At 68.1% G+C, this 22093-nt stretch carries 19 protein-coding genes; 14 read left to right on the forward strand and 5 right to left on the reverse strand.

The window, feature by feature from the left end; translation table 11 throughout:
- The 6 genes from QR77_RS12135 to tesB form a co-directional block, all read left to right on the forward strand.
- Positions 1–556: helix-turn-helix domain-containing protein (locus QR77_RS12135; RefSeq protein ID WP_150130562.1), on the forward strand; the 556-nt coding region annotated here is incomplete at its 5' end.
- A 144-nt stretch (positions 557–700) separates the two neighbouring features.
- Complete coding sequence (locus QR77_RS12140) at positions 701–1135, forward strand: DUF6507 family protein (RefSeq protein ID WP_040021612.1); 435 nt, start codon at positions 701–703, stop codon at positions 1133–1135.
- The gene (locus tag QR77_RS12145) at positions 1132–3519 is read left to right on the forward strand and encodes a hypothetical protein (RefSeq protein WP_040021613.1); all 2388 of its coding nucleotides are present in this window, start codon (positions 1132–1134) and stop codon (positions 3517–3519) included. The genes QR77_RS12140 and QR77_RS12145 overlap by 4 nt, the downstream gene beginning before the upstream one ends.
- A gap of 13 nt (positions 3520–3532) precedes the next feature.
- Complete coding sequence (locus QR77_RS12150) at positions 3533–4393, forward strand: immunity 49 family protein (protein ID WP_040021615.1); 861 nt, start codon at positions 3533–3535, stop codon at positions 4391–4393.
- A gap of 224 nt (positions 4394–4617) precedes the next feature.
- The gene (locus QR77_RS12155; protein ID WP_040021616.1) at positions 4618–5775 is read left to right on the forward strand and encodes an acyl-CoA dehydrogenase family protein; all 1158 of its coding nucleotides are present in this window, start codon (positions 4618–4620) and stop codon (positions 5773–5775) included.
- 37 nt (positions 5776–5812) lie between these two features.
- A complete protein-coding gene (gene tesB / locus QR77_RS12160; RefSeq protein WP_052488693.1) occupies positions 5813–6724 on the forward strand; it encodes an acyl-CoA thioesterase II in 912 nt (303 codons plus the stop codon).
- Positions 6725–6770: 46 nt separating this feature from the next.
- Here tesB and QR77_RS12165 read toward each other — a convergent pair whose 3' ends face one another.
- The gene (locus tag QR77_RS12165) at positions 6771–7556 is read right to left on the reverse strand and encodes a phosphatase (protein ID WP_040021617.1); all 786 of its coding nucleotides are present in this window, start codon (positions 7554–7556) and stop codon (positions 6771–6773) included.
- A gap of 269 nt (positions 7557–7825) precedes the next feature.
- Here QR77_RS12165 and QR77_RS12170 point away from each other — a divergent pair, with 269 nt between their 5' ends.
- A complete protein-coding gene (locus tag QR77_RS12170; protein ID WP_040021621.1) occupies positions 7826–8311 on the forward strand; it encodes a peroxiredoxin in 486 nt (161 codons plus the stop codon).
- Here the strand turns inward: QR77_RS12170 and QR77_RS12175 are convergent.
- On the reverse strand, positions 8298–9020 hold the full coding sequence (locus QR77_RS12175) for a TetR/AcrR family transcriptional regulator (RefSeq protein WP_078877790.1): 723 nt from the start codon (positions 9018–9020) through the stop codon (positions 8298–8300). The two genes, QR77_RS12170 and QR77_RS12175, sit on opposite strands and share 14 nt — an antisense overlap.
- A 144-nt stretch (positions 9021–9164) precedes the next feature.
- Between QR77_RS12175 and QR77_RS12180 the strand changes: the two genes are divergently transcribed.
- From QR77_RS12180 to QR77_RS12195, 4 genes are all read left to right on the forward strand, one after another.
- Positions 9165–10781: a carboxyl transferase domain-containing protein gene (locus tag QR77_RS12180; protein ID WP_040021626.1), complete on the forward strand. Its 1617-nt coding sequence runs from the start codon at positions 9165–9167 to the stop codon at positions 10779–10781.
- 134 nt (positions 10782–10915) lie between these two features.
- Complete coding sequence (locus QR77_RS12185; protein WP_052488694.1) at positions 10916–12976, forward strand: biotin carboxylase N-terminal domain-containing protein; 2061 nt, start codon at positions 10916–10918, stop codon at positions 12974–12976.
- Between the two features lie 23 nt (positions 12977–12999).
- Complete coding sequence (locus tag QR77_RS12190) at positions 13000–13938, forward strand: hydroxymethylglutaryl-CoA lyase (RefSeq protein ID WP_040021630.1); 939 nt, start codon at positions 13000–13002, stop codon at positions 13936–13938.
- Between the two features lie 7 nt (positions 13939–13945).
- A complete protein-coding gene (locus QR77_RS12195) occupies positions 13946–15106 on the forward strand; it encodes an acyl-CoA dehydrogenase family protein (RefSeq protein ID WP_040021631.1) in 1161 nt (386 codons plus the stop codon).
- 11 nt (positions 15107–15117) lie between these two features.
- Here QR77_RS12195 and QR77_RS12200 read toward each other — a convergent pair whose 3' ends face one another.
- The 3 genes from QR77_RS12200 to QR77_RS12205 all read right to left on the reverse strand — a co-directional run bounded on the left by QR77_RS12200 (position 15118) and on the right by QR77_RS12205 (position 16722).
- Positions 15118–15327, reverse strand: coding sequence for a hypothetical protein (locus tag QR77_RS12200; RefSeq protein WP_078876627.1), 210 nt, complete (start codon positions 15325–15327; stop codon positions 15118–15120).
- Between the two features lie 244 nt (positions 15328–15571).
- Entirely contained in the window at positions 15572–15772 is a 201-nt protein-coding gene (locus tag QR77_RS45865; RefSeq protein WP_150130369.1) for a hypothetical protein, read from the reverse strand.
- 170 nt (positions 15773–15942) lie between these two features.
- Positions 15943–16722 carry a GntR family transcriptional regulator gene (locus QR77_RS12205; protein WP_040021640.1) on the reverse strand — a complete coding sequence of 260 codons (780 nt, stop codon included), beginning with the start codon at positions 16720–16722 and terminating at the stop codon, positions 15943–15945.
- Positions 16723–16739: 17 nt separating this feature from the next.
- Between QR77_RS12205 and QR77_RS12210 the strand changes: the two genes are divergently transcribed.
- From QR77_RS12210 to QR77_RS12220, 3 genes are all read left to right on the forward strand, one after another.
- Positions 16740–17210 carry an NUDIX domain-containing protein gene (locus QR77_RS12210; RefSeq protein WP_040021642.1) on the forward strand — a complete coding sequence of 157 codons (471 nt, stop codon included), beginning with the start codon at positions 16740–16742 and terminating at the stop codon, positions 17208–17210.
- Between the two features lie 29 nt (positions 17211–17239).
- Positions 17240–17896, forward strand: coding sequence for a YdcF family protein (locus tag QR77_RS12215; RefSeq protein WP_040021644.1), 657 nt, complete (start codon positions 17240–17242; stop codon positions 17894–17896).
- Positions 17897–18160: 264 nt separating this feature from the next.
- On the forward strand, positions 18161–21916 hold the full coding sequence (locus tag QR77_RS12220; protein ID WP_107068921.1) for a glycoside hydrolase family 2 TIM barrel-domain containing protein: 3756 nt from the start codon (positions 18161–18163) through the stop codon (positions 21914–21916).
- The last annotated feature ends 177 nt before the right edge of the window (positions 21917–22093 follow it).

A 22093-nucleotide genomic window follows, 5' to 3' on the forward strand; every position in this document is an offset into this window, starting at 1 on the left:
CCCCTGGACGGTGGTCCACGCACGGGCCACCCCGGCGGCGCCCGACACCCCGTCGGCCGCGAGCGCGCTGGGCGCGGCGCTGGGCAGCGCGCTGGTCGACACGGACGGCGCGACGGTACGGATCCTCACCGACCGCGAGGTCACGCCCCAGCCGGGCTGGACGCTGGGCACGAGCACCCCGAAGGCCCCGACCGACCTCGCAACGGCGAACACGGAGGCGGCACACGCCCTGGCCCACGCGGTGGCGACTCGTAAGCCCCTGGTCCACCACGCCACGATGAACGTGGGCGAAGCCTGGGGCCTGAGCACACTCCTCCCCCAGCCCGAGGCCAGGGCCCACGCCCGCACCCTGCTGGCCCCACTCACGGGCCCGCTACCGGAAACCCTGCGCTGCTGGCTCTCCCTGCACGGCAGTTGGGACCGCACGGCGACGACCCTGTCCGTACACCGCAACACGGTCCGCCAACGCATCGCCCGCTGCGCGACGTTGCTGAACGCGGACCTGAACGACATGGACGTACGAGCGGAACTGTGGCTGGCGCTGCGAACGCGCTGAAGGCGCCGTCCCTGGCGCCGGTGTCCTGAATGGCGATTGCGAAGGTCACTCTGAGCTGATGAGATGACACGCAAATGATCGTGTGAGACCCCAGTGCGGGCAGGCCCACCAGGTGGGACACATAGGCACGCGGGGGGACTGTGTATGACGGCATGGGATATCCAGCCGCAAGGTGTGCAGGGGCAGTTGAAGGTGACCGGTGGGCATGCCGGTGAGCTGGAGAAGGCGTTGAACGGGCTGGTCACCACCCTCTCGGATGCCGCTACGGCGGCGGGTACGGCGGTGCCGGGCTCGCAGGCGTCAACGCCGCTCGCGGGGCCGGTGGCGCCGGGGCACGCCGCGTTGTCGCAGAAGGCGACGGGTCCGGTCGCCGGTGCGCTCGCGCAGTATCTGCACGGGCGGGAGACCGATCTCAAGGCGATGGCAGAGCGGATCCAGGCAGCCGTGCTGGGCGCGGCGAAGGCCACCAACGCCTACGTCGAAGGGGACTTGGAGGCGGCGAAGCACGCGCAGGACGCGGCCCGCACCCTGCGTCTGGATCTCCTCAAGGACAACGACCTGACCGGCGGCGGAAGATGAGCGGGGACGCGCCGGTCGATCCGGCCGAGGTGCCCGTCTTCACGGGTGATCTGCCCACGCTCGATACGAAGGTGAAGGCGCTGTCGGTTGACGGCAGCGCGGTCGTGGACGCCGGATCGGACGTGCACACCTCGTTCGGCGGACTGTCGGCGTTCTACAAGGCCCCGGAGGCGGACCAGTTGTTCGCCACGACCAAGCCCGTGGCCGACACGGCACTGGACCTCAGCGGGGACCTGTGCGTCATCGCCGGCGCCCTGGGCACCTACTCCCAGGACGCCGCACCCCTGGTAGCGCGGCTGAAGCGGCTCAAGCAGGACGCCGCCGACTTCCGAACGCAGGTCGCCGACAACGACACCTGGCGCGAAGACGGCGACCTGATCGAGGAAAACCTCAACCGCCGCAACGAGATCGCCGACGTCTGGACCTCCTTCCAGGAGGTCGAACGCGCCTGCTACGCCTCGATCATCGCCCTGGTCCCGGGCGGCAAACCGCTCAAGGTCAACGACGGCTCCAACCGGCCCGGCATGTACGGCTACGACGCCGACACCCTCAAACAGTCCAAAAGCCTGCCCTGGGGCGACGCCGTCGCGGAGTCCGTCCCCTGGTGGCAGGTCTGGGAACACGCCTACGACTTCGGCAAAGGCTTCATCGTCGACGGCGTCTGGGGCACCATCAAGGGCCTGGGCACCCTCGTCGGCGTCGACGGCTGGGACACCGCAGGCCAGGCCTGGACCGGCCTGGCACAACTCGGAACCGGCCTCGCCCTCACCAGCACCCCAGCCTTCTGGACCACCAAGGAAGCCAACCTCTCCCCCTGGCTCCGAGACTCCCGCCGAGCAGTCAAAGAGACCGGCAAAGCCCTGCTGGCCTGGGACCAGTGGAGCGAAAACCCCTCCCGCGCCGCCGGAGCCGTCACCTTCAACGTACTGACCACCATCTTCACCGACGGCACCGGAGGCGCCGCCGCCGGAGCCGGCAAAGCCGGCACCATCGCCAAAGCCATCTCCCTCGCAGGCAAGGCCAGCCGCTTCGTGGACCCGATGACCTACGCCTTCAAAGGCGCCGGCCTGGGCCTCACCAAAATCGGCGACATCACCAAAAGCCTCAAAGGCCTCGACCACATCGACATCCCCGCCCTCCCCGAAGGCACCGTCAAACTCCCCGGTGACAGCACGGCCCCCTACCTCGACCCCCAGGGCAACCTGCTCAACGAAGACGGCACCATCGCCCAACACGCCGACCAGGCCCCCAACCCCCCATCCCAAGCAGAAACCCCCCACCAAGAAACCCCAACCCGAGAACCCGCCCTGACCGGCGCCGCCAACCAAACCCATCTCCAACACACCGGCAACGGCAGCCCGGGCGGAAATGCAGGCAACCGCCTGTCTCACAGCAGCCCGGACGCCCACGTCCTCGGTGGACACCCGGACGTCTCCGGACATGGGCCCTCCGCAGACCACAACCCAGGGGATGCCGGCCGGACCGGCGCCGAAACACCAGCCGAACACTGGAATGAGGGCTCCGGAGGTGAGCACAGTGGTCATGAGCCTGAGCGTCCGCTGTCCCCCTCCGAGAAGCAGGAAATAATCCGGAACCAGGTCGAAAAAGCCAACGCAGACGAAACCTGGCGCCAAAAATATTACGAGCCGGACGGAACTCGCCGCAGTATCTATGCCAAGGACGAGAACGGTAATGTTCTCCCGAAGCTGAAAGAGACAGACACCGGCGAGTGGTACGACCCATCCGGTCGCCCCACGGCAGATGCCGAAAAATACAAGCCCATTCATCCAGTTGTCGGCACCCGAGACACAGTCCAACCCGAGCACATGCAGCTACTCGATGAGTCAGCCGCACGCCGCAGGCAGTCAGTGGATCTCGGAAATGCCGAGCGGGCTTTCAACAAGGACCCATCACCCGAAAACGCTTTGGCACTCCACGAGGCACGAGAGACATTCGGATCGGACGGGAAATACAACACCAGGGCCGGTGAAGCATACGGAGAAATTGCAGCAAAATACCATGCAATTCCAGAAAATTTCCCCGACGCCAGGGATGTGACTCCACCAGGTACAGGAAATCGGCGGTTCGATAAAATTTACGAGAACGGTGAACGCCATCTACTCGTCGAGGCCAAAGCTCCTCACGGTACGCTGAAGGATCGCGAGGGCGTGGGCACAGCAGATGGACTCCGAGTCAAGCAGGGCACACGAGAGTATATTGAGGCAACTCTTAGCGACATGGAGAGACGTCCGGGCGAGACCGCACTCGCCTTGAAGCTCATGAGCCAACTCGAAGCGGGAAAACTGGATTATGTGCTGATCCAAGCCACCGAGAACCCCGGCCATCATTTCGGCTATACGATGAAGCACTTCGACATAGAATAAAGGGGATCACACGGTGCCTACAACTGTAACCCGTCACGAATACCCCACCGACAATGTGGCGGAGAGCGCGGAACTTCTGCGTAAGACAGTACTCCAAAAAATCGATGGGCTCGACGGGGATCCGAATAATCTCGGCCGGGCCTTCCATCTGGCACTCACCGAGGCTGAATTCCGATGTGCGCTGGATCCGGTAGCGGGTGACGCCCCGACCTGGCGGGCATGGGTCTCGTCCATGCAGATCAGTTCCGCGATATTCGCCGTCGCATCCGCCACCGATGGTGACGTCGAGGCTCGCATCGCAGGGAAGATCAGGTCCTTCGAACCTTCGGGTCCTCTCCGCAGCGCCAGTGCGGGAAACTGGATCAAGGCGTTCTGGCTTGCCATCATCTGCCGCGAACAAGGCCGGATGACAGATCTGTGCAAAGTACCGCTCTCATTGTTGCGTGGATCCGGTGGAGAATACGACGAGTACATCTACGCCTGGATCGACACCCTGCAAAGTTACTGGCTCGGCCACAGTGACGTGGGCGACAAATTGGTGACCGCAGTCCGGGGCACCGACCCAGAGAATGTGGAAATCGCCAGCCGTGAACTAATGGACAAAATTCTCTATCCGCCGCTCGATCTTTTTTACCGGTATCTACGTCAAGACCAGGAGCAGTTCAACGCCGCCCTGATCGAGTCTGTGACATGGCACAAGGAGTACTGGACCGGGGACTCGGACCGCGCCCTGAGTAGCGAAGGCCTGGTCGCGCTGGGCCCATTGGCGATGGCCTGCCTTGCTCACGACGCGGGTTTCCCGCTAGCGGTCGAGTCCTACTACTTGCCCAAGGCTCTCCTGGAGGGCGCATGGGTCGGTGAGTTCGAAACGTGAGCGGAAGCCGGTCGATGCCGAGGCCGAGTACCTTCCCCCTGCTCCGGTGAAGCGCAGTTGGGTGGGCGAGCACGACACCTGACTGAATGCTGCTCGGGTTCCGCGGTGGGCAGCGGCCGGTCGGGGCCGTGCTTCGGATCACCCTGGACACTCCGGTGAACCGCCCGGTAACTTGTACTGAGCAAGCGCTTAGGCAATGGAGAGCTACCGAAGGAGCGGGTCCCGTGCGCCGTACCGTTTACAACGAGGACCACGAGGCGTTCCGGGAGACCATCCGCGCCTTCATCGAGGCCGAGGTCGTGCCCGTCTACGACGAGTGGTACGCCGCGGGCACAGCGCCGCGTGACTTCTACTACAAGCTCGGTGAGCTGGGCATCTTCGGCATCGAGGTGCCCGAGGAGTACGGCGGGGCCGGCGAGGAGTCCTTCAAGTTCCAGGCGATCATCTCCGAGGAGTGCGCCCGCGCCGGCGTGTCCTTCGGTGGCTCCGGCGTGCATGTCGCGCTGTGCCTGCCGTACCTCAAGGCGTACGCGACGGACGAGCAGAAGAAGCGCTGGCTGCCGGACTTCGTCAGTGGGCGTTCGATGTACGCCATAGCCATGACCGAGCCGGGTACCGGTTCCGACCTGGCCGGTATGAAGACCACCGCCAAGCTCTCCGCCGACGGTACGCACTACGTGCTCAACGGCTCGAAGACCTTCATCACCGGCGGCGTCCACGCCGACCGCGTCATCGTCTGCGCCCGTACCTCGCCCGCGACCGCCGAGGACCGGCGCTTCGGTATCTCGCTGCTCGTCGTGGACACGAAGTCCGAGGGGTACGCGGTCGGGCGCAAGCTCGACAAGCTGGGCCTGAAGACCTCCGACACGGCCGAGCTGTCCTTCACCGACGTCAAGGTCCCGGTCGAGGACCTGCTCGGCGAGGAGAACAAGGGCTTCTCGTACCTGGGCCAGAACCTCCCGCAGGAGCGCCTCGGTATCGCCGTCGGCGCGTACGCGCAGGCCGCGGCCGCCGTGCGGTTCGCGCAGGCGTACGTGCAGGACCGTACGGTCTTCGGCAAGAGTGTGGCGTCGTTCCAGAACACCAAGTTCGAACTGGCCGCCTGCAAGGCCGAGGTCGACGCCGCCGAGGCCGTCTGTGACCGCGCGCTCGAAGCCCACGACCTGGGCGAACTGACCGCGGCCGAGGCCGCTTCCGCGAAGCTCTTCACCACCGAGGTCGCACACCGCGTGATCGACAAGTGCCTTCAGTTGCACGGCGGTTACGGCTACATGAATGAGTACCCGATCGCCCGCCTCTACGCCGACAACCGCGTCAACCGCATCTACGGTGGCACCAGCGAGGTCATGAAGATGATCATCGCCAAGTCCATGGGTCTTTAACCAGTAGTAGTAAGTAGTAAGCGGTAGTCGGGAACATATGAATTCAGCACTGGAGTCCCTGCTCGCTCTGCTCGACCTCGAGCGGATCGAGCAGGACATCTTCCGCGGCGTGAGCCACTCGTCGGTCGTGCCGCGCGTCTTCGGCGGTCAGGTCGCCGCGCAGGCGCTGGTCGCCGCCGGCCGTACGGTGCCCGACGACCGTACGGCGCACTCCCTGCACGCGTACTTCCTGCGCCCCGGCGACCCGGGAGCGCCGATCGTCTACACCGTCGACCGCATCCGCGACGGGCGCTCGTTCACCACGCGCCGCGTCGTCGCCGTCCAGCACGGCCAGCCGATCTTCCACCTGTCGGCGTCGTTCCAGACGTACGAGGAAGGCCTGGACCACCAGGCGGAGATGCCGGCGTCGCCCGACCCCGAGACGCTTCCCACGGCGGCCGAACTGCTGCCGCGCTACGCGGACGCGTTCGTCGATCCCGTCGTCGTCGACCGGCTTCTGGAGACCCGGGCGGCGGTCGATCTGCGGTACGTGGACGCGCCGCCGTACGGCACGGTGGGGCAGCCGCGCGAACCGCGCTCGCAGGTGTGGTTCCGTACGGACGGCAAGCTGGCGGACGACCCGCTGCTCCATGTCTGCCTGGCCACGTACGTCTCCGACATGACCCTGCTCGACTCGGTGCTGCTCGCCCACGGGCGGGGCGGCTGGGCGGTCGGCGATGTGGTGGGCGCGAGCCTGGACCACGCGATGTGGTTCCACCGGCCGTTCCGCGCCGACGAGTGGCTGCTGTACGACCAGGAGTCGCCGTCGGCCGCCGGCGGGCGCGGTCTCGGACAGGCGCGGATCTTCACGCAGGACGGGCGGCTGGCGATCTCGGTGATCCAGGAGGGCGTGGTGCGGGTTCCCCGGGACGAGGTTCGGCGGGACGAGGCTCGGCGGGACCACGGTTGACGGACCGTGGCTGGGAGGCGAAGTGTCCGGTGTACCGGGACCGACGTCAGCCGGTGGCGAGGCCCGCCTGGTCCAGCAAGTAGGCCGTCATCGGGTCGTAGAAGCGCGGGTCGGTGACATGGTCGTCCAGCGGGACCGTGACCAGGAGAGTGCCCTCCGCCTCCCCGATGAAGAGCGCGGGGTCGTTGCAGTCCGCGTATCCGATCGAGTCCAGACCCCGCTGCCCCGCGCAGCCCGCCCATCCGTGGTCCGCCACGACCAGGTCCGGCTGGGGCCGGCCGGCGCGCTCCAGGCCGTCCAGGATCGCGCGCATCGGCTCCGGCGAGTGGGTGTGCCACAGAGTCGCGCCGCGCTCCAGCATCGCGACGTCGGCGAACTGGAAGACCATGCCCTCGTCGGCGGTGAGCCCGCCGGGGATCTGTACGACCTCGCAGCCGGCTCTCCGTACGGCATCGGCCGTCTGCCGGTGGACGTCCAGCAGCCCGCCGGGGTGACCGGTCGCGAACAGTACGCGCTCCTGCCCCGAGACCGCCTTGCGCAGCCGCTCCGCCATCCGTTCCAGGCCGTCGACGGTCAGCTCGGGATCGATGGTGTCCTGCCCCGCCCTGTGCTCGTGGTCGTCGCTGACCCCGCACCGCTCGGCCATGACGGCGAGCACGTCCTGCTCGTCGGTCCAGCGGTCGCCGAGTTCCAGACCCAGCCAGTAGTGGCGGTCACCGTTGGCGAGCCTGCGGTAGTGGGAGAGGTTGTTGTCGCGGGGCGTGGCGACGTCTCCGGCGATACGGGTACGGACCAGGTGGTCGACAAGGGCGGCGCGGCTGGGTATCGGCATGAGCCCATTGTGCCGTCAGGTGCGGTCGGTATGCCGCTCGTCCCGGTCCCCGGACAGGTCGTACGGATCACACGTGCCGCCCGGCGCTCGGCCGCCGATCCCCGGGGACACGTCCGGCGGTCCCGGGGGAGGGCGGTGGCGGGAGGTCCGGATGCGGGTGATGCACTGTTCCCCGGTCCGCTTTTCTGTTCTTTCTTCTGTTCTTCCCGCGCCGAAACCCCGCGCCGAAACCCCGTACCGAATCCATGTCATCCATGTAGGAGTGTCCCGTGGCAGCTTCGCCCGACCTTGGCAGTCAGATCGGCAACTTCACTCTTCCGGGCGGTGTTCTCGACGGCGACACGTTCGTACGGCGTGACTACCGCCTCGACGAACGGCGGGGCCACCCCCTCGTACTCGCCTTCTACCCCGGCGACGACACGACCGTCTGCACCAAGCAGATGTGCTCGTACTCCAGCGGCCTGGAGTCCTTCACCGAACTGGGCGCCGAGGTCTGGGGCGTCAGTCCCCAGGACGTCGACAGCCACGAGGCGTTCGCACGCAAGTACGACCTGCGGTTTCCGCTGCTCGCCGACACCGACCGTGACGTCGCGAAGGCCTTCGGGATCGCGGCGCCCGGGATCGGACTGCGCAGGTCCGTGTTCCTGATCGCTCCCGACGGCACGCTGCACTGGAAGCATGTCGCGCTGCTCGGGGCCACGTTCCAGTCCGTCGACACGCTCTCCCGCGAGCTGGCGGGGCTCAAGACCGCCTGAGACCGCCGGGCGGGTCGTCGACCACGTCAGCGGCACGGTCGGCGTGATCGACAACGCCGGAGGCGTGGTCGGCATGGTCCTCACCGCGCTCCCCCAGCGCCGCGAACGCGCCGTGCGCCAGCTTCCGCAGCAGCGACTCCGTCGCGACCCGCCCCGGCAACCCTCCGCCGTACGCACCGAGGTGCGGCGTCGAGTTCAGCAGGCCGAAGACAGCGTGTACGGCGCCGCGCGCCTGCGCTTCCGGTACGTGCGGGTGGACCTGGCGTACGACCCCGACCCACAGCTCCACGTACTGCCGCTGGAGCTGCCGCACCAGCTTGCGGTCGCTGTCCCTGAGGCGGTCCAGCTCCCGGTCGTGGAGCGTGATCAGCGAGCGGTCGTCGAGGGCGAAGTCGATGTGGCCGTCGATCAGCGACGAGAGCACGGCGCGAGCCGTACGGCCGTCCGGCGTACCGATCACCGCACTCCCACTGGCGGCCTTCACCCGCCGCCTCCCCCCGTCGAGCAGCCGGCCGCTGATGCCGACGAGCAGCTCGGCGAGCATCGCGTCCTTGCCCGCGAAATGCCGGTACAGACCGGGCCCGCTTATGCCGACCGCCGCCCCTATCTCGTCGACGCCCACGCCGTGGAAACCGCGCTCGGCGAAGAGGCGCGCCGCTTCCCTGAGGATCTGCTCGCGGCGGGTCGGGGCCGCGGTCCTTGTGCTCATGAACATTGATTCTAGACAGAGTGGTTAGCGGTCGTTAACCTAAGGGCACCACACGTTAACGCTCACTAACTCACGCACTACCTGACCACTGCCCAACCCCAGCCCCAGCCCCAGACCCACCGCAGCAGCAAGGGAGCGCCAGGAATGCAGCAAGCACCAGTGCTGGCGAGCGCCGCCGACCCGGCGTCCGAGGCCTGGCGGGCCAACGAGGCCGCGCACGAGGAGCTGGCGTACGAGCTGCGCGCCAAGCTCGCCGCCGCCCGTCTCGGCGGCGGCGAGAAGTCCCGCGCCCGCCATGTGGCGCGCGGGAAACTGCTGCCGCGCGACCGCGTGGACACGCTCCTCGACCCCGGTTCGCCCTTCCTCGAAGTGGCGCCGCTCGCCGCCGAAGGGCTGTACGGCGGGGGCGCTCCGGCCGCCGGAATGATCGCCGGCGTCGGCCGGGTCAGTGGCCGCGAGGTGGTGGTGATCGCCAACGACGCGACGGTCAAGGGCGGCACGTACTACCCCATGACGGTGAAGAAACACCTGCGCGCCCAGGAGATCGCCCTGGAGAACCGCCTCCCCTGTCTGTATCTGGTCGACTCGGGCGGCGCCTTCCTCCCCATGCAGGACGAGGTCTTCCCCGACCGCGACCACTTCGGGCGGATCTTCTACAACCAGGCGCGCATGTCGGCCGCCGGCATCCCGCAGATCGCCGCGGTGCTCGGTTCGTGCACGGCGGGCGGCGCGTACGTCCCGGCGATGAGCGACGAAGCCGTGATCGTCCGCAACCAGGGCACGATCTTCCTGGGCGGCCCGCCGCTGGTGAAGGCCGCGACGGGCGAGGTCGTCACGGCGGAGGAGCTGGGCGGCGGCGAGGTCCACTCCCGTACGTCGGGCGTCACCGACCACCTCGCCGAGGACGACGCGCACGCGCTGCGGATCGTCCGGACCATCGTCTCCACCCTCCCCGCGCGCGGCCCGCTCCCCTGGTCCGTCGAGCCGGTCGAGGAGCCGAAGGTCGACCCCGCCGGGCTGTACGGAGCGGTGCCCGTCGACTCACGTACGCCCTACGACGTCCGCGAGGTCATCGCGCGCCTGGTGGACGGCTCGCGGTTCGCGGAGTTCAAGGCCGAGTTCGGTACGACGCTGATCACCGGCTTCGCCCGTATCCACGGCCACCCGGTCGGCGTCGTCGCGAACAACGGCATCCTGTTCTCCGAATCCGCCCAGAAGGGCGCGCACTTCATCGAGCTGTGCGACCAGCGCGGCATCCCGCTGCTCTTCCTCCAGAACATCTCGGGGTTCATGGTCGGCCGGGCGTACGAGGCGGGCGGCATCGCCAAGCACGGCGCGAAGATGGTGACGGCGGTGGCGAGCACCCGCGTCCCGAAGCTGACGGTGGTGATAGGCGGTTCGTACGGCGCGGGGAACTACTCGATGTGCGGCCGCGCCTACTCCCCCCGCTTCCTGTGGATGTGGCCGAACGCCAAGATCTCGGTGATGGGCGGCGAGCAGGCGGCCTCCGTACTGGCGACGGTCAAGCGCGACCAGTTCGAGGGCCGCGGCGAGGACTGGCCGGTGGCGGACGAAGAGGCTTTCAAGGACCCGATCCGCTCGCAGTACGAGAACCAGGGCAACGCCTACTACGCGACGGCCCGGCTCTGGGACGACGGCGTGATCGACCCGCTGGAGACCCGCCAGGCGGTGGGTCTGGCCCTGACCGCGTGTGCCAACGCGCCGCTGGGTGAGCCCGGCTTCGGCATCTTCCGGATGTGACGGGGTGAGCGTGCATATGAGTCCGCGGGTGCGAGCGCACCGCCGGATGTAGGCATGAGTGTCACGGTATGGGCGTTGTAGGCGTTCCGGGTCAGAGTGTGACGATGAGGGCGACGGTGAGGGTGAGGGTGGGAATGTTCGACACGGTACTGATCGCCAATCGCGGCGAGATCGCGGTCCGCGTGGAGCGCACCCTGCGGCAGCTCGGGGTGCGCTCGGTGGCGGTCTTCAGCGACGCCGACGCGGACGCCCGGCACGTACGGGAGGCGGACACCGCGGTACGGATCGGCCCGGCCGCCGCCGCCGAGAGCTACCTGTCCGTGGACCGGCTGCTGGAGGCCGCGGCCCGTACGGGAGCGCAGGCGATCCACCCGGGCTACGGCTTCCTCGCCGAGAACGCCCGGTTCGCGCGCGCCTGCACCGACGCCGGACTGGTCTTCATCGGTCCCCCGGCCCCGGCGATCGACCTGATGGGCGACAAGATCCGCGCCAAGGAGACGGTGGCGGCGGCCGGAGTCCCCGTCGTGCCCGGCTCCTCGGGCAGCGGCCTGAGCGACGAGCAACTGGCCGAGGCCGCCCGCGAGATCGGTATGCCGGTGCTGCTGAAACCGTCGGCGGGCGGCGGCGGCAAGGGCATGCGTCTGGTCCGGTCCGAAGCCGCGCTGGCCGAGGAGATCGCGGGCGCGCGGCGGGAGGCGAGGTCGTCCTTCGGGGACGACACGCTGCTGGTGGAGCGGTGGATCGAGCGGCCCCGCCACATCGAGATCCAGGTCCTGGCGGACGACCACGGCCAGGTGGTGCATCTCGGGGAGCGCGAGTGTTCGCTCCAGCGCCGCCACCAGAAGATCATCGAGGAGGCGCCGTCGGTCCTGCTGGACGAGGCGACGCGCGCGGCGATGGGTGAGGCGGCGGTGCGCGCCGCTCGTTCGTGCGGGTACGCGGGGGCCGGGACGGTGGAGTTCATCGTCCCCGGCGACGATCCGTCGGCGTACTCCTTCATGGAGATGAACACCCGCCTCCAGGTGGAACATCCGGTGACCGAGCTGGTCACGGGCCTGGACCTGGTGGAGTGGCAGCTCCGGGTGGCGGCCGGCGAGCGGCTCGACTTCGCGCAGGCCGACGTCACGCTGACGGGCCACGCGGTGGAGGCCCGTATCTGCGCGGAGATCCCCGCGCGCGGCTTCCTCCCGTCCGGCGGCACTATCCTGTCGCTGCGCGAGCCGGGCGCGGAAGGCGAACGTCAGGCCCATGGCGCGCGGACCGAAGGCGTACGCATCGAAGGCGTACGAACCGACTCCGGGCTGAGCGAGGGCACGGAGGTGGGCAGCACGTACGACCCGATGCTGTCCAAGGTCATCGCGTACGGCCCCGACCGACCCACCGCGCTGCGCCGCCTGCGCGCCGCGCTGGCCGACACCGTCACCCTCGGCGTACCCACCAACGCCGGCTTCCTCCGCCGTCTGCTGGCGCACCCGGCGGTGGTGGCGGGCGACCTCGACACCGGCCTGGTCGAGCGCGAGGTGGCCGGACTGGTGACGGACGAGGTCCCGCCGGAGGTGTACGCGGCGGCAGCGGCGGTCCGCCAGGACGCGCTGCGGCCGACGACAACCACGGCGACAGCGGCGAGCGGCTGGACGGACCCCTTCTCCGTACCGAACGGCTGGCGCCTCGGCGGAAGCCCGGCCCCGCTGGCCTTCCCCCTGCGCGTACCGGGACTCGAACCCGCGGTACACGAGGTACGGCCGGAGGACGCGGCCCGGTCCCGGGTGGAGCCGGGGCGGGTCACGGTCACCGTGGACGGCGTCACCCACACCTTCCACCGGGCGGGCACCTGGCTCGGCCGGGACGGCGAGAGCTGGAACGTGACGGACCACGACCCGGTCGAGGCGGCGCTGCTCGGGGCCGCCGGGGCGGGCGGCAACGAGTCGCTCACCGCTCCGATGCCGGGGACGGTGACGGTGGTGAAGGTGGCGGTCGGGGATGTGGTCAGCGCCGGGCAGAGCCTGCTCGTCGTGGAGGCGATGAAGATGGAGCACGTCATCTCGGCCCCGCACGACGGGACGGTCAGCGGACTCGACGTGATCCCGGGATCGACGGTCGCCATGGACCAGGTCCTGGCCGTGATCACGCCCAATCAAACCGCGCACGACCCCGCGCGGAAGACCGGCGACGAGAGCGCGCAGGAGAACCGATGACAACAGACCCAACCACACCCCCCATGCCGACCGATCTGCCGATGCCGGTGGCCTCGGAGGAGCTGCCGGCCCGTATCCGTATCCACGAAGTCGGCGCGCGTGACGGGCTCCAGAACGAGAAGGCGGTCGTACCCACCGAGCTGAAGGCGGAGTTCATCCACCGTCTCGCCGCCGCCGGTCTCACGACCATCGAGGCGACCAGCTTCGTACACCCCGACTGGGTGCCCCAACTCGCCGACGCCGAGCAGCTCTTCCCGCTCCTCGGCGACATCGAGGGCGTGCGGCTCCCCGTACTGGTCCCGAACGCCCGGGGCCTCGACCGCGCCCGCGCGCTCGGCGCCCGCCGTATCGCGATCTTCGGCAGCGTCACCGAGTCCTTCGCCAAGGCCAATCTCAACCGGACCGTGGACGAGTCGCTCGCCATGTTCGCCCCCGTCGTCGCCAAGGCGCGGGACGAGCGGATGCACGTCCGCGGCTACCTCTCGATGTGTTTCGGCGACCCGTGGGAGGGCGCCGTCCCGATCCATCAGGTGGTCAGGGTCGCCAAGGCCATGATGGAGATGGGCTGTGACGAGCTGAGTCTCGGCGACACGATCGGCGTGGCCACGCCGGGGCATGTGCAGAGCCTGCTCTCCCAGCTCAACGAGGAGGGCGTGCCGACCCATGTCATCGGTGTGCACTTCCACGACACCTACGGCCAGGCGCTCGCCAACACGTTCGCCGCGCTCCAGCACGGTGTGACCACGGTGGACGCGTCGGCGGGCGGCCTCGGCGGCTGCCCGTTCGCGAAGAGCGCCACCGGAAACCTCGCCACCGAGGACCTGCTCTGGATGCTCGAAGGACTGGGCGTCCACACCGGCGTTGATCTCGGCCTGCTCACCGCCACAAGCGTGTGGATGGCCGAACGGCTGGGCCGCCCGAGCCCCTCCCGTACCGTCCGTGCCCTCTCCCACAAGGAGTGACTCCCCGATGTCCCTGGACCACAGACTTGCCACCGAGCACGAAGAACTGCGCCGTACCGTCGAGGAGTTCGCCCGCGAAGTGGTGGCGCCCGAGATCGGTGAGCTCTACGAACGCCATGAGTTCCCGTACAAGATCGTGCGCGAGATGGGGCAGATGGGCCTGTTCGGACTGCCGTTCCCCGAGGAGTACGGCGGTATGGGCGGCGACTATCTCGCGCTCGGTATCGCGCTCGAAGAGCTGGCGCGCGTCGACTCCTCGGTCGCCATCACCCTGGAGGCGGGGGTGTCGCTGGGCGCGATGCCCATCTTCCACTTCGGTACGGAGGAGCAGAAGCGGCAGTGGCTCCCGGCGCTGTGCGCGGGCGAGCAGCTCGGCGCTTTCGGGCTGACGGAGCCGGACTGCGGTACGGACGCGAGCGGCACCCGCACCACGGCCGTGCGCGACGGCGACGAGTGGGTGATCAACGGCACCAAGTGCTTCATCACCAACTCGGGTACGGACATCACGAGCCTGGTCACGGTCACGGCCGTCACGGGCCGCAAGGAGGACGGCCGCCCGGAGATCTCCGCGATCATCGTGCCGTCCGGCACGCCCGGCTTCACGGTCGCCTCCCCGTACTCGAAGGTCGGCTGGAACGCCTCGGACACGCGCGAGCTGTCGTTCGCCGACGTACGCGTTCCGCTGACGAATCTGCTGGGCGAGGAGGGCCGGGGCTACGCCCAGTTCCTGCGCATCCTCGACGAGGGCCGGATCGCGATCTCCGCACTGGCGACGGGCCTGGCGCAGGGCTGCGTGGACGAGTCGGTGTCGTACGCGAGGGAACGCCACGCCTTCGGCCGCCCGATCGGCGCCAACCAGGCGATCCAGTTCAAGATCGCCGACATGGAGATGCGCGCCCACATGGCCCGCGTCGGCTGGCGCGACGCGGCGTCACGGCTCACCCACGGCGAACCGTTCAAGAAGCAGGCGGCGCTGGCGAAGCTGTACTCGTCGACGGTCGCGGTGGACAACGCACGGGACGCCACCCAGATCCACGGCGGAAACGGCTTCATGAACGAGTACCCGGTGGCCAGGATGTGGCGCGACTCCAAGATCCTGGAGATCGGCGAGGGCACGAGCGAGGTCCAACGCATGCTGATCGCAAGGGAACTGGGCCTCCCGAACTGACGCGAGCGGGATCAAGGCCCGGCTTCGGCCAACCCCTTGTGCCGGAGCCGGTGAAGCGCGGCGAGCACACGGAGCTGGCGCTGCTCGTACGGGGTACCGGGCCGCACGGACACCCACCGGCTCTGCCAGGTGAGCCCGGTGGGGCGCGCGAGATGGACGAACGGTCCGATGAAGTCGTCCACCACACCGACCATTTCGTGGACGCGGTCATAAACGACCATGCCGATACGAAGTCCGCCCGGAGGCGTCGGGCGAGGCCTCACAACTCACCCCTGCCATCGGCCTTCTGGGGAGGCACGTAGTCGGGGCACAACACCGGATGCCCGCATTCACAAGGCCGCCAGCGAAGGGCGCCCCCAGGAACGAGATCCGCGCCCTGCGCCCACTCGACGGACTCCCGCCTGTCCGCCTCCCCACGCGAACGAAACCCGCCCGCCGGCAGCTCCGGGTCCTGCGCGTCGTCTTTCATCCCGCCAGCCCTTCCAATCCGCGCAGCACGCGCACCAGCAGCTCTTCTGTGATCGGGGTATAGGCGCCGCCGCCCCGGCGATCAGGCGCCAGGTGGTGGAAGCCCCAGCCGTGAACGGTGAGTTCAGGTCGGTCAACACGATTCCGCTCCGGCATCTCGACGTTTCGATCCCGGATGCACATGCCGTTCTTCGTCATCACGAATCACCGCGCTTACTTCCCGGGTGCCAATACACACGGCACCGAAGCGGGCCGACTCATGCACTCATGTATAGGAGCTGTTCCTACAGAGTGCACCAACTCATACACATGAGTCAACTCACCCAGCGCGACCACGTGACGACAGATCGCAGGAACGCGTGCGTCGGTCAGTCTCCAGCGGGGATGCGGTAGTCAAGGACAAACTGTTCAGCGACCATGATCGTGTCGCATACCTCCACAGTCCGGCCTGCCCGCGTTTGAGCGCTTCGAGTGAGGTGGAAGACCGGCGAGCCAGGGCTGAGGCTCAGAGCGACGGTCTCCTGTTTGGTGGCGAGGCGGGCTCGGACCGTCTCCCTGAACTCCCCGAGCACATGTCCGTTGTCCTCCAGACGCGCGTAGATGCCACCACCGCCTGGATTTTCCGCGAACAGCTCCGGAATCTCCTTCGCGATGTCCCACGGCAGATACGAAGTGGCTTCCTCGACAGGAATGCCGTTACTGAAGTAGAGGCGACGGCGTGCGAGCACCTGACTACCGGGGAGCACCTCCAGCCGCTCAGCGACGGCACTCGGTGCTTCGGCCGGCCCGATGTAGAGCACCGTCACCGCAGGCGCTTTGCCGGCCTGTTCGGACTCCGCGAGGTAGGCCGCTTTACCCGCCCTTCGATGCGAGCGGCGGAACCGATCCGACGACTTGCGAAGAGTAGGGGGTTGGCTCTTCACGAAGGAGCCCCTGCCGTGATGAGTGTCGATCAATCCCATGGGGCGCAACTCGGCAACCGCCTTGCGTGCCGTACCTTGTGACACGGCGTAGCGCACCATCAATTCGGACTCGCTCGGCATCTTGTCCCCCGGAGCCAGCACACCGGCCCTGATCTGCTGCGCCAAGTCTTCCGCGATCTGCAAGTACCGAGGATTGCCGCGGTCCCGTTGAACTGTGGTCGCCATGTCCTTCTGTTCCTCCTATGCTCATATACATAAGCAAGGGTACCCAGGAGGATGCATCGATGTCGCTTCACTCTGTCTCTGTTGCCGGGGTCGTGGTCCGCCACGACGGTCGGGTCCTGGTGATCCGGCGGGCCGACAACGGCACGTGGGAGGCGCCGGGCGGCGTTCTGGAGTTGGACGAACAGCCGGGGGACGGCGCCTGTCGCGAGGTGTTGGAAGAGACCGGAATCAAAGTGGAGGCCGTATGCCTGACCGGCGTCTACAAGAACATGACGCGTGGCATCGTCGCCCTGGTGTTCCTGTGCCGCCCGCTCGGAGGAGAGGAGCGGACGTCGCCCGAGTCTGCCGAGGTCAGGTGGTTCACCCCGGAAGAGGTCCAGAAAGAGATGCTTGAGGCATACGCGGTTCGGGTCCACGACGCGCTCGCCGTACTCAACGGCGGTCCCCCGCAGGTACGCGCACACGACGGACGTCTGCTGGTCGGCTGAAGGTGGCACCCGCAGGAGAGGTGGGAACAGTGATCTCGGCTCGGGTGTGGGCGGACGCGCGGCGGCTGTGGGGCTACCACCTGATGCGTCACGAACCCCGACCGTGCTCGGTCGCGATCGGGCTGGGGAGCCATGACCTCGGCGTGGCCGACACCGCCGTCAGCCTCTACCGGCGCGGCATGATGCCGCTCGTCGTCTTCACCGGCGCGACCAGCCGTACGACGCGTGAGCGCATGCCCCGTGGCGAGGCGGTCCACTACCGGGAGCGGGCGATCGCGCTGGGCATGCCCGGCTCCGCCGTGCTGGTGGAGCCGTGCGCCCGCAACACGGGCGAGAACATCCGGCTCTCGCGTGCGTTGCTGCAAGAGGCCGCCGTGGAGGTGTCGTCCGTGCTGCTGATCAGCAAGCCGTACGAGGAGCGACGCGCGTACGCGACGGCGAGCAAGCTATGGCCGGGCGTCCCGATCGTGAGCGCGTCGACGCCGATGAGTTTCGAGGAGTACGTGGACTCCATCCAGGACGACCGTCTGGTCATCGACATGCTCGTCGGGGCGCTGCAACGCCTGCTGATTTATCCCGCCCAGGGGTTCATGACCCGTCAGGTGGTGCCCGGAGAGGTGACGGCGGCGTACGAGCGGCTGTGCCGGGAGGGCTTCACGAGCCGCCTGGCCGCGGACGCCGGCTGATCGGCCGAACCTCTGGCCCGAGGAGCCGGACGAGTGACGGTGAGGCTCGCGGAATGCTCGGCCCCTCGGTGCGCCTCGCCCGGTGCATTCGCCAACAGCCCTTCTTTTAGGCCGTGTTGTGGTCGTGACTGTGAATCAACTGTGTGTTACCTGAGCGTTGCGGGTGGTGTTCGCTTCTGTTATTTCTTGTTTATCAACGAGTGAACAAGGGAGACCGCAGTGCGCGGCAGTGTTCGCATCAGACGTCGATCCCTCCTCAGTACAGTGCTCGTCATCGCCCTCGCCTGGAGCGGCGGCACCCTCGCCCCCCAGCTCGCTTCGGCCGAGGCGGCGCCCTCCGCGCCACCCGATGTCTACGCCTATCTGGACGATCCCGAGATGACCGGCGAGGGCCAGGAACGGCCCCACGCCGAGCTGCGGCCGTACGCCGACGAGCGGTCGGCGGCGGAGCACGGCGAGCAGACGCCGTATACGCGCACACTCGACGGCGCGTGGCGGATCTCCATGGCCGACCGGCCGGCGGACGTCCCCGAGAACTTCTACGCCGCCGACTACGACACCGACGCCAAGGGCTGGACGTCCGTCCAGGTGCCGCACACCTGGCAGACCGACGGGCTCGACCACCCGGTCTTCCGGAACATCGCCGAGGAGGTCTGGCCCGACGATCCGCCGCACACCCCGAAGGACGTCAACCCGACGGGTGCGTACGTACGTGACTTCGACGTGCCGGACAACTGGCAGCGTGGCGACCGCAGTTCGTATCTTCGGTTCGAGGGCGTGACGTCCGGGTACTTCGTATGGGTCAACGGCCAGTACCTCGGATACGACCAAGGCGGTTACACGCCCGCCGAGTTCGACATGTCCAAGCTTCTGCGTCCGGGGCGCAACCGGATCGCCGTGCAGGTGCACCGCTGGGGCTCCGGTTCGTATCTGGAGGACTACGACCAGTGGCGCTACAGCGGGATCTTCCGTTCGGTGTGGATGTACTCGACGCCGAAGACCCAGGTTCGCGATGTGGCGGTGACGACCGCCGTGGACGACGACCACAAGGGGGCCATGCTCACCGCCCGCACCACTCTCGCCGGCGCGACCGACGGCCTCGCGGTCCAGGCCTGGCTGCGTGACCCCGGCGGTCGCGAGGTCGCGCGCTTCAGCGCGCCCTCCGAAGGCGGTACGGCCACCCTCACCGCCCGGGTGAAGAACCCCCGGCTGTGGACCGACGAGACGCCCTCGCTCTACACACTGGTGCTGCGCGCCGGGGACCACATCACCAGCGAGACCCTCGGTTTCCGGAACATCACCGTGCAGGACAAGCAGCTCAAGGTGAACGGGCAGCGCATCCTCCTCAAGGGCGTCAACCGCTCCGACTCCGACCCGGACGGCGGCCGACACGTGCCGCGCGCCCGGCAGGAGCAGGACGTCGCGCTGATGAAGAAGTTCAATGTGAACGCCGTACGGACCGCGCACTACCCCTCGGACCCGTACCTCTACGATCTCGCCGACCGCGAGGGCCTGTGGATCGACGACGAGGTGGACATCGAGACGCACGCGCACGACGACTGCCCGAACAACAACTGCCTTGCCGACAAGCCCGAGTGGCAGGCCGCCTTCATGGACCGCTTCCAGGCGATGGTCGCGCGCGACAAGAACCACCCGAGTGTCCTGATGTGGGACACCGGCAACGAGGCGGGGCTCGGCAAGGCGCACTTCGCGATGGCCGACTGGGCGAAGAAGACCGACCCGACCCGGCCGTTGTACGCGCAGCCCAACAACCCCAACGGGGACGCTCCCTATGCCGACATCTGGGGCCCCCGTTACCCCACGCCGGAGACGCTCGCCAACCAGGCGAAGTCGACCACGAAGCCGGTGGTGCTCGGCGAGTACGCGCACGCCATGGGCAACAGCCTCGGGAACTTCCGCGAGTTCTGGGACCTGATCAGGAAAAACCCTTCCCTCCAGGGCGGGTTCATCTGGGACTGGGCGGACCAGAACATCCGCCAGGATCTGCGGATCACCCCCGACACCTCGGGCAACGACATCGCCGCGCACCTCAACGGGCTCCCCAAGCAGGTACCGGGCCACGACACGGCGGGGAGCGCGGCGGGGAGCGCGGCAGGAAACAGAGCTGGAAGCGCACCGGGCAAGGCACTCAGCTTCTCCGGGCTCGACGACTTCGTGGAGGTCTACAACGATCCGAAGCTCGACATCACCGGCGGCGGCCTCACCCTGGACGCCTGGGTGAAGCCGTCCGATGTGACCGGCAGCTTCCCGGTCGTCGGCAAGGGCAACCACGCCTACGCGCTGAAGATGTACGACCGGAACACCCTCCAGTTCTATGTGCACAGCGCCGCCAACGGGGGTTACCACACAGCCCAGTTCGCCGTGGACAAGGACTTCTACGGCCGGTGGCACCGGATCAGCGGTGTCTACGACGGCAGCCACGTGAAGCTCTACCTGGACGGTCGTGAGGTGGCGTCCACCGCGTACGACGGGCCCGTCGACCGCTCCAACTACCCGGTCAACGTCGGCCGTGACTCGGAGAGCATGCGGGAGCAGTACAACGGCCGTACGGCGAACGGCGTCATCGACGACGTACGCGTCTATGACAAGGCCCTCGCCCCCGCCGACCTGTCGGGCCCCGCGGACCAGGCGAAGGACGCCGTGCTCGCGCTGGACTTCGACCAGGTCACCAAGAAGGGCGAGATGCTCGCGTACGGCATCGCGCTGGCCGGTGACGACGGGCTGGTGGGCCCCGACCGCACCCCGCAGCCGGAGACCGCCCAACTCGCGCAGGTGCACCAGCCGATCCGCTTCTCCTACGCGGACGGGAAGCTCACGGTCCACAGCGAACGGCAGTTCAGCTCCACGGCCGGCACCCGGCTGCGATGGTCGGTCGAGGAGGGCGGGCACAGCAAGGGAAGCGGCAGTCGAGCGCTCGATCTCGCGCCGGGGGCGACGATCACCGTCCCCGTCCAACTCCCGGCAAATCCGGGCGACATGGAGCGGTGGCTGACCGTCGAGACCACGGGCTCCGTCCCTGCGCACGACCAATTCCCGCTCGGCGGGGCGGTTGTGCCCGGTACGGCGACCCCCGAGGCGAAAGGCACCGTAGGGATCGCCGAGGACGCGGCGCGGGTCACCCTCAGCGGTGACGATTTCCGCTACACGCTCTCCAGGACCACCGGCACCCTGGAGTCCATGCGGGTCCACGGCAAGGAACTCCTGGCCGGACAGGCGGGCCCGAGCCTTGATGCCTGGCACGCCCCGATCAGCAACGAGTCGTTCAACTGGGGCACGATCGAGGCCGACAAGTGGCGGGCGGCCGGGCTCGACCGGCTGCGTACCACCGTCGAGGGCATCAACACCGAGCAGCAGCCGGACGGTTCGGCGACGGTGACGGTCACCTCGAAGGCCGCGGCACCCGATCTCGCCGACAAGGCGTCGTTCGCGCAGACGATGACGTTCAACGTCGACGCGGCCGGCACCGTACGTCTCGGCCACAAGGTCGCCCCGCAGGGCACGGCGCGCCAGCTCCCCTATCTGCCGCGTATCGGCGTCCAGTTGGACGTACCGGACAGCTTCCAGCAGTTCAGTTGGTACGGACGCGGCCCGCAGGAGAGTTACGTGGACCGCACGGACGGCACCCCGGTGGGGGTGTACCGGTCGAAGGTCGATGACGGTTACGTCGACTACTACACCCCGCAGGACTACGGCAACCACACCGATTCCCGCTGGGCGCTGCTGAGCGACGGGCACGGCGCCGGGCTGCTGGTCTCCGGCGCGAACGACGTGAGTGTCACGCCGTACGCGAACCTCGACCGGGCGGCGTATCCCCACCAGCTCAAGCGCACACCGGGAGCCGTCACCCTGCACGCCGACAACCGGGCGAGCGGTGTGGGCGACACACCGAACGACATCCGGCCGCAGTACAAGGTCCGCGCCGACCAGGACTACGCGTACGACCTGGTGCTGCGCCCGCTGACCGGTGAGGAGGCACGGGCAGGATCCCCGGCACGGTAACAAGCCGTACGCCAGGCAAAGCCGCACGCCAGGCAAAACCGCACCGTACGCAAAACCGCACCACACACAAACCGCACCGCCCCGCCTCCGTACGAGGCCCGGCGGTGCGGTTTTGCGTGCATACGCACCCCCACCGCCGTACCGCCCGGTAAGGAAGGTTAGGCTACCCTTCCCAAG

The sequence above is a fragment of the Streptomyces sp. 150FB genome (genome assembly GCF_000818195.1).
Classification (GTDB): Bacteria; Actinomycetota; Actinomycetes; order Streptomycetales; family Streptomycetaceae; genus Streptomyces.

Bases quoted from the DNA above. Each gene is read 5' to 3' on its own strand.
- tesB (WP_052488693.1), top strand. From the start codon at position 5,813: ATGAATTCAGCACTGGAGTCCCTGCTCGCTCTGCTCGACCTCGAGCGG.
- QR77_RS12175 (WP_078877790.1), bottom strand. From the start codon at position 9,020: ATGAGCACAAGGACCGCGGCCCCGACCCGCCGCGAGCAGATCCTCAGG.
- QR77_RS12180 (WP_040021626.1), top strand. From the start codon at position 9,165: ATGCAGCAAGCACCAGTGCTGGCGAGCGCCGCCGACCCGGCGTCCGAG.
- QR77_RS45865 (WP_150130369.1), bottom strand. From the start codon at position 15,772: ATGACGAAGAACGGCATGTGCATCCGGGATCGAAACGTCGAGATGCCG.
- QR77_RS12145 (WP_040021613.1), top strand. From the start codon at position 1,132: ATGAGCGGGGACGCGCCGGTCGATCCGGCCGAGGTGCCCGTCTTCACG.
- QR77_RS12165 (WP_040021617.1), bottom strand. From the start codon at position 7,556: ATGCCGATACCCAGCCGCGCCGCCCTTGTCGACCACCTGGTCCGTACC.
- QR77_RS12200 (WP_078876627.1), bottom strand. From the start codon at position 15,327: ATGGTCGTTTATGACCGCGTCCACGAAATGGTCGGTGTGGTGGACGAC.
- QR77_RS12210 (WP_040021642.1), top strand. From the start codon at position 16,740: ATGCTCATATACATAAGCAAGGGTACCCAGGAGGATGCATCGATGTCG.
- QR77_RS12185 (WP_052488694.1), top strand. From the start codon at position 10,916: ATGTTCGACACGGTACTGATCGCCAATCGCGGCGAGATCGCGGTCCGC.
- QR77_RS12205 (WP_040021640.1), bottom strand. From the start codon at position 16,722: ATGGCGACCACAGTTCAACGGGACCGCGGCAATCCTCGGTACTTGCAG.
- QR77_RS12195 (WP_040021631.1), top strand. From the start codon at position 13,946: ATGTCCCTGGACCACAGACTTGCCACCGAGCACGAAGAACTGCGCCGT.
- QR77_RS12140 (WP_040021612.1), top strand. From the start codon at position 701: ATGACGGCATGGGATATCCAGCCGCAAGGTGTGCAGGGGCAGTTGAAG.
- QR77_RS12190 (WP_040021630.1), top strand. From the start codon at position 13,000: ATGCCGACCGATCTGCCGATGCCGGTGGCCTCGGAGGAGCTGCCGGCC.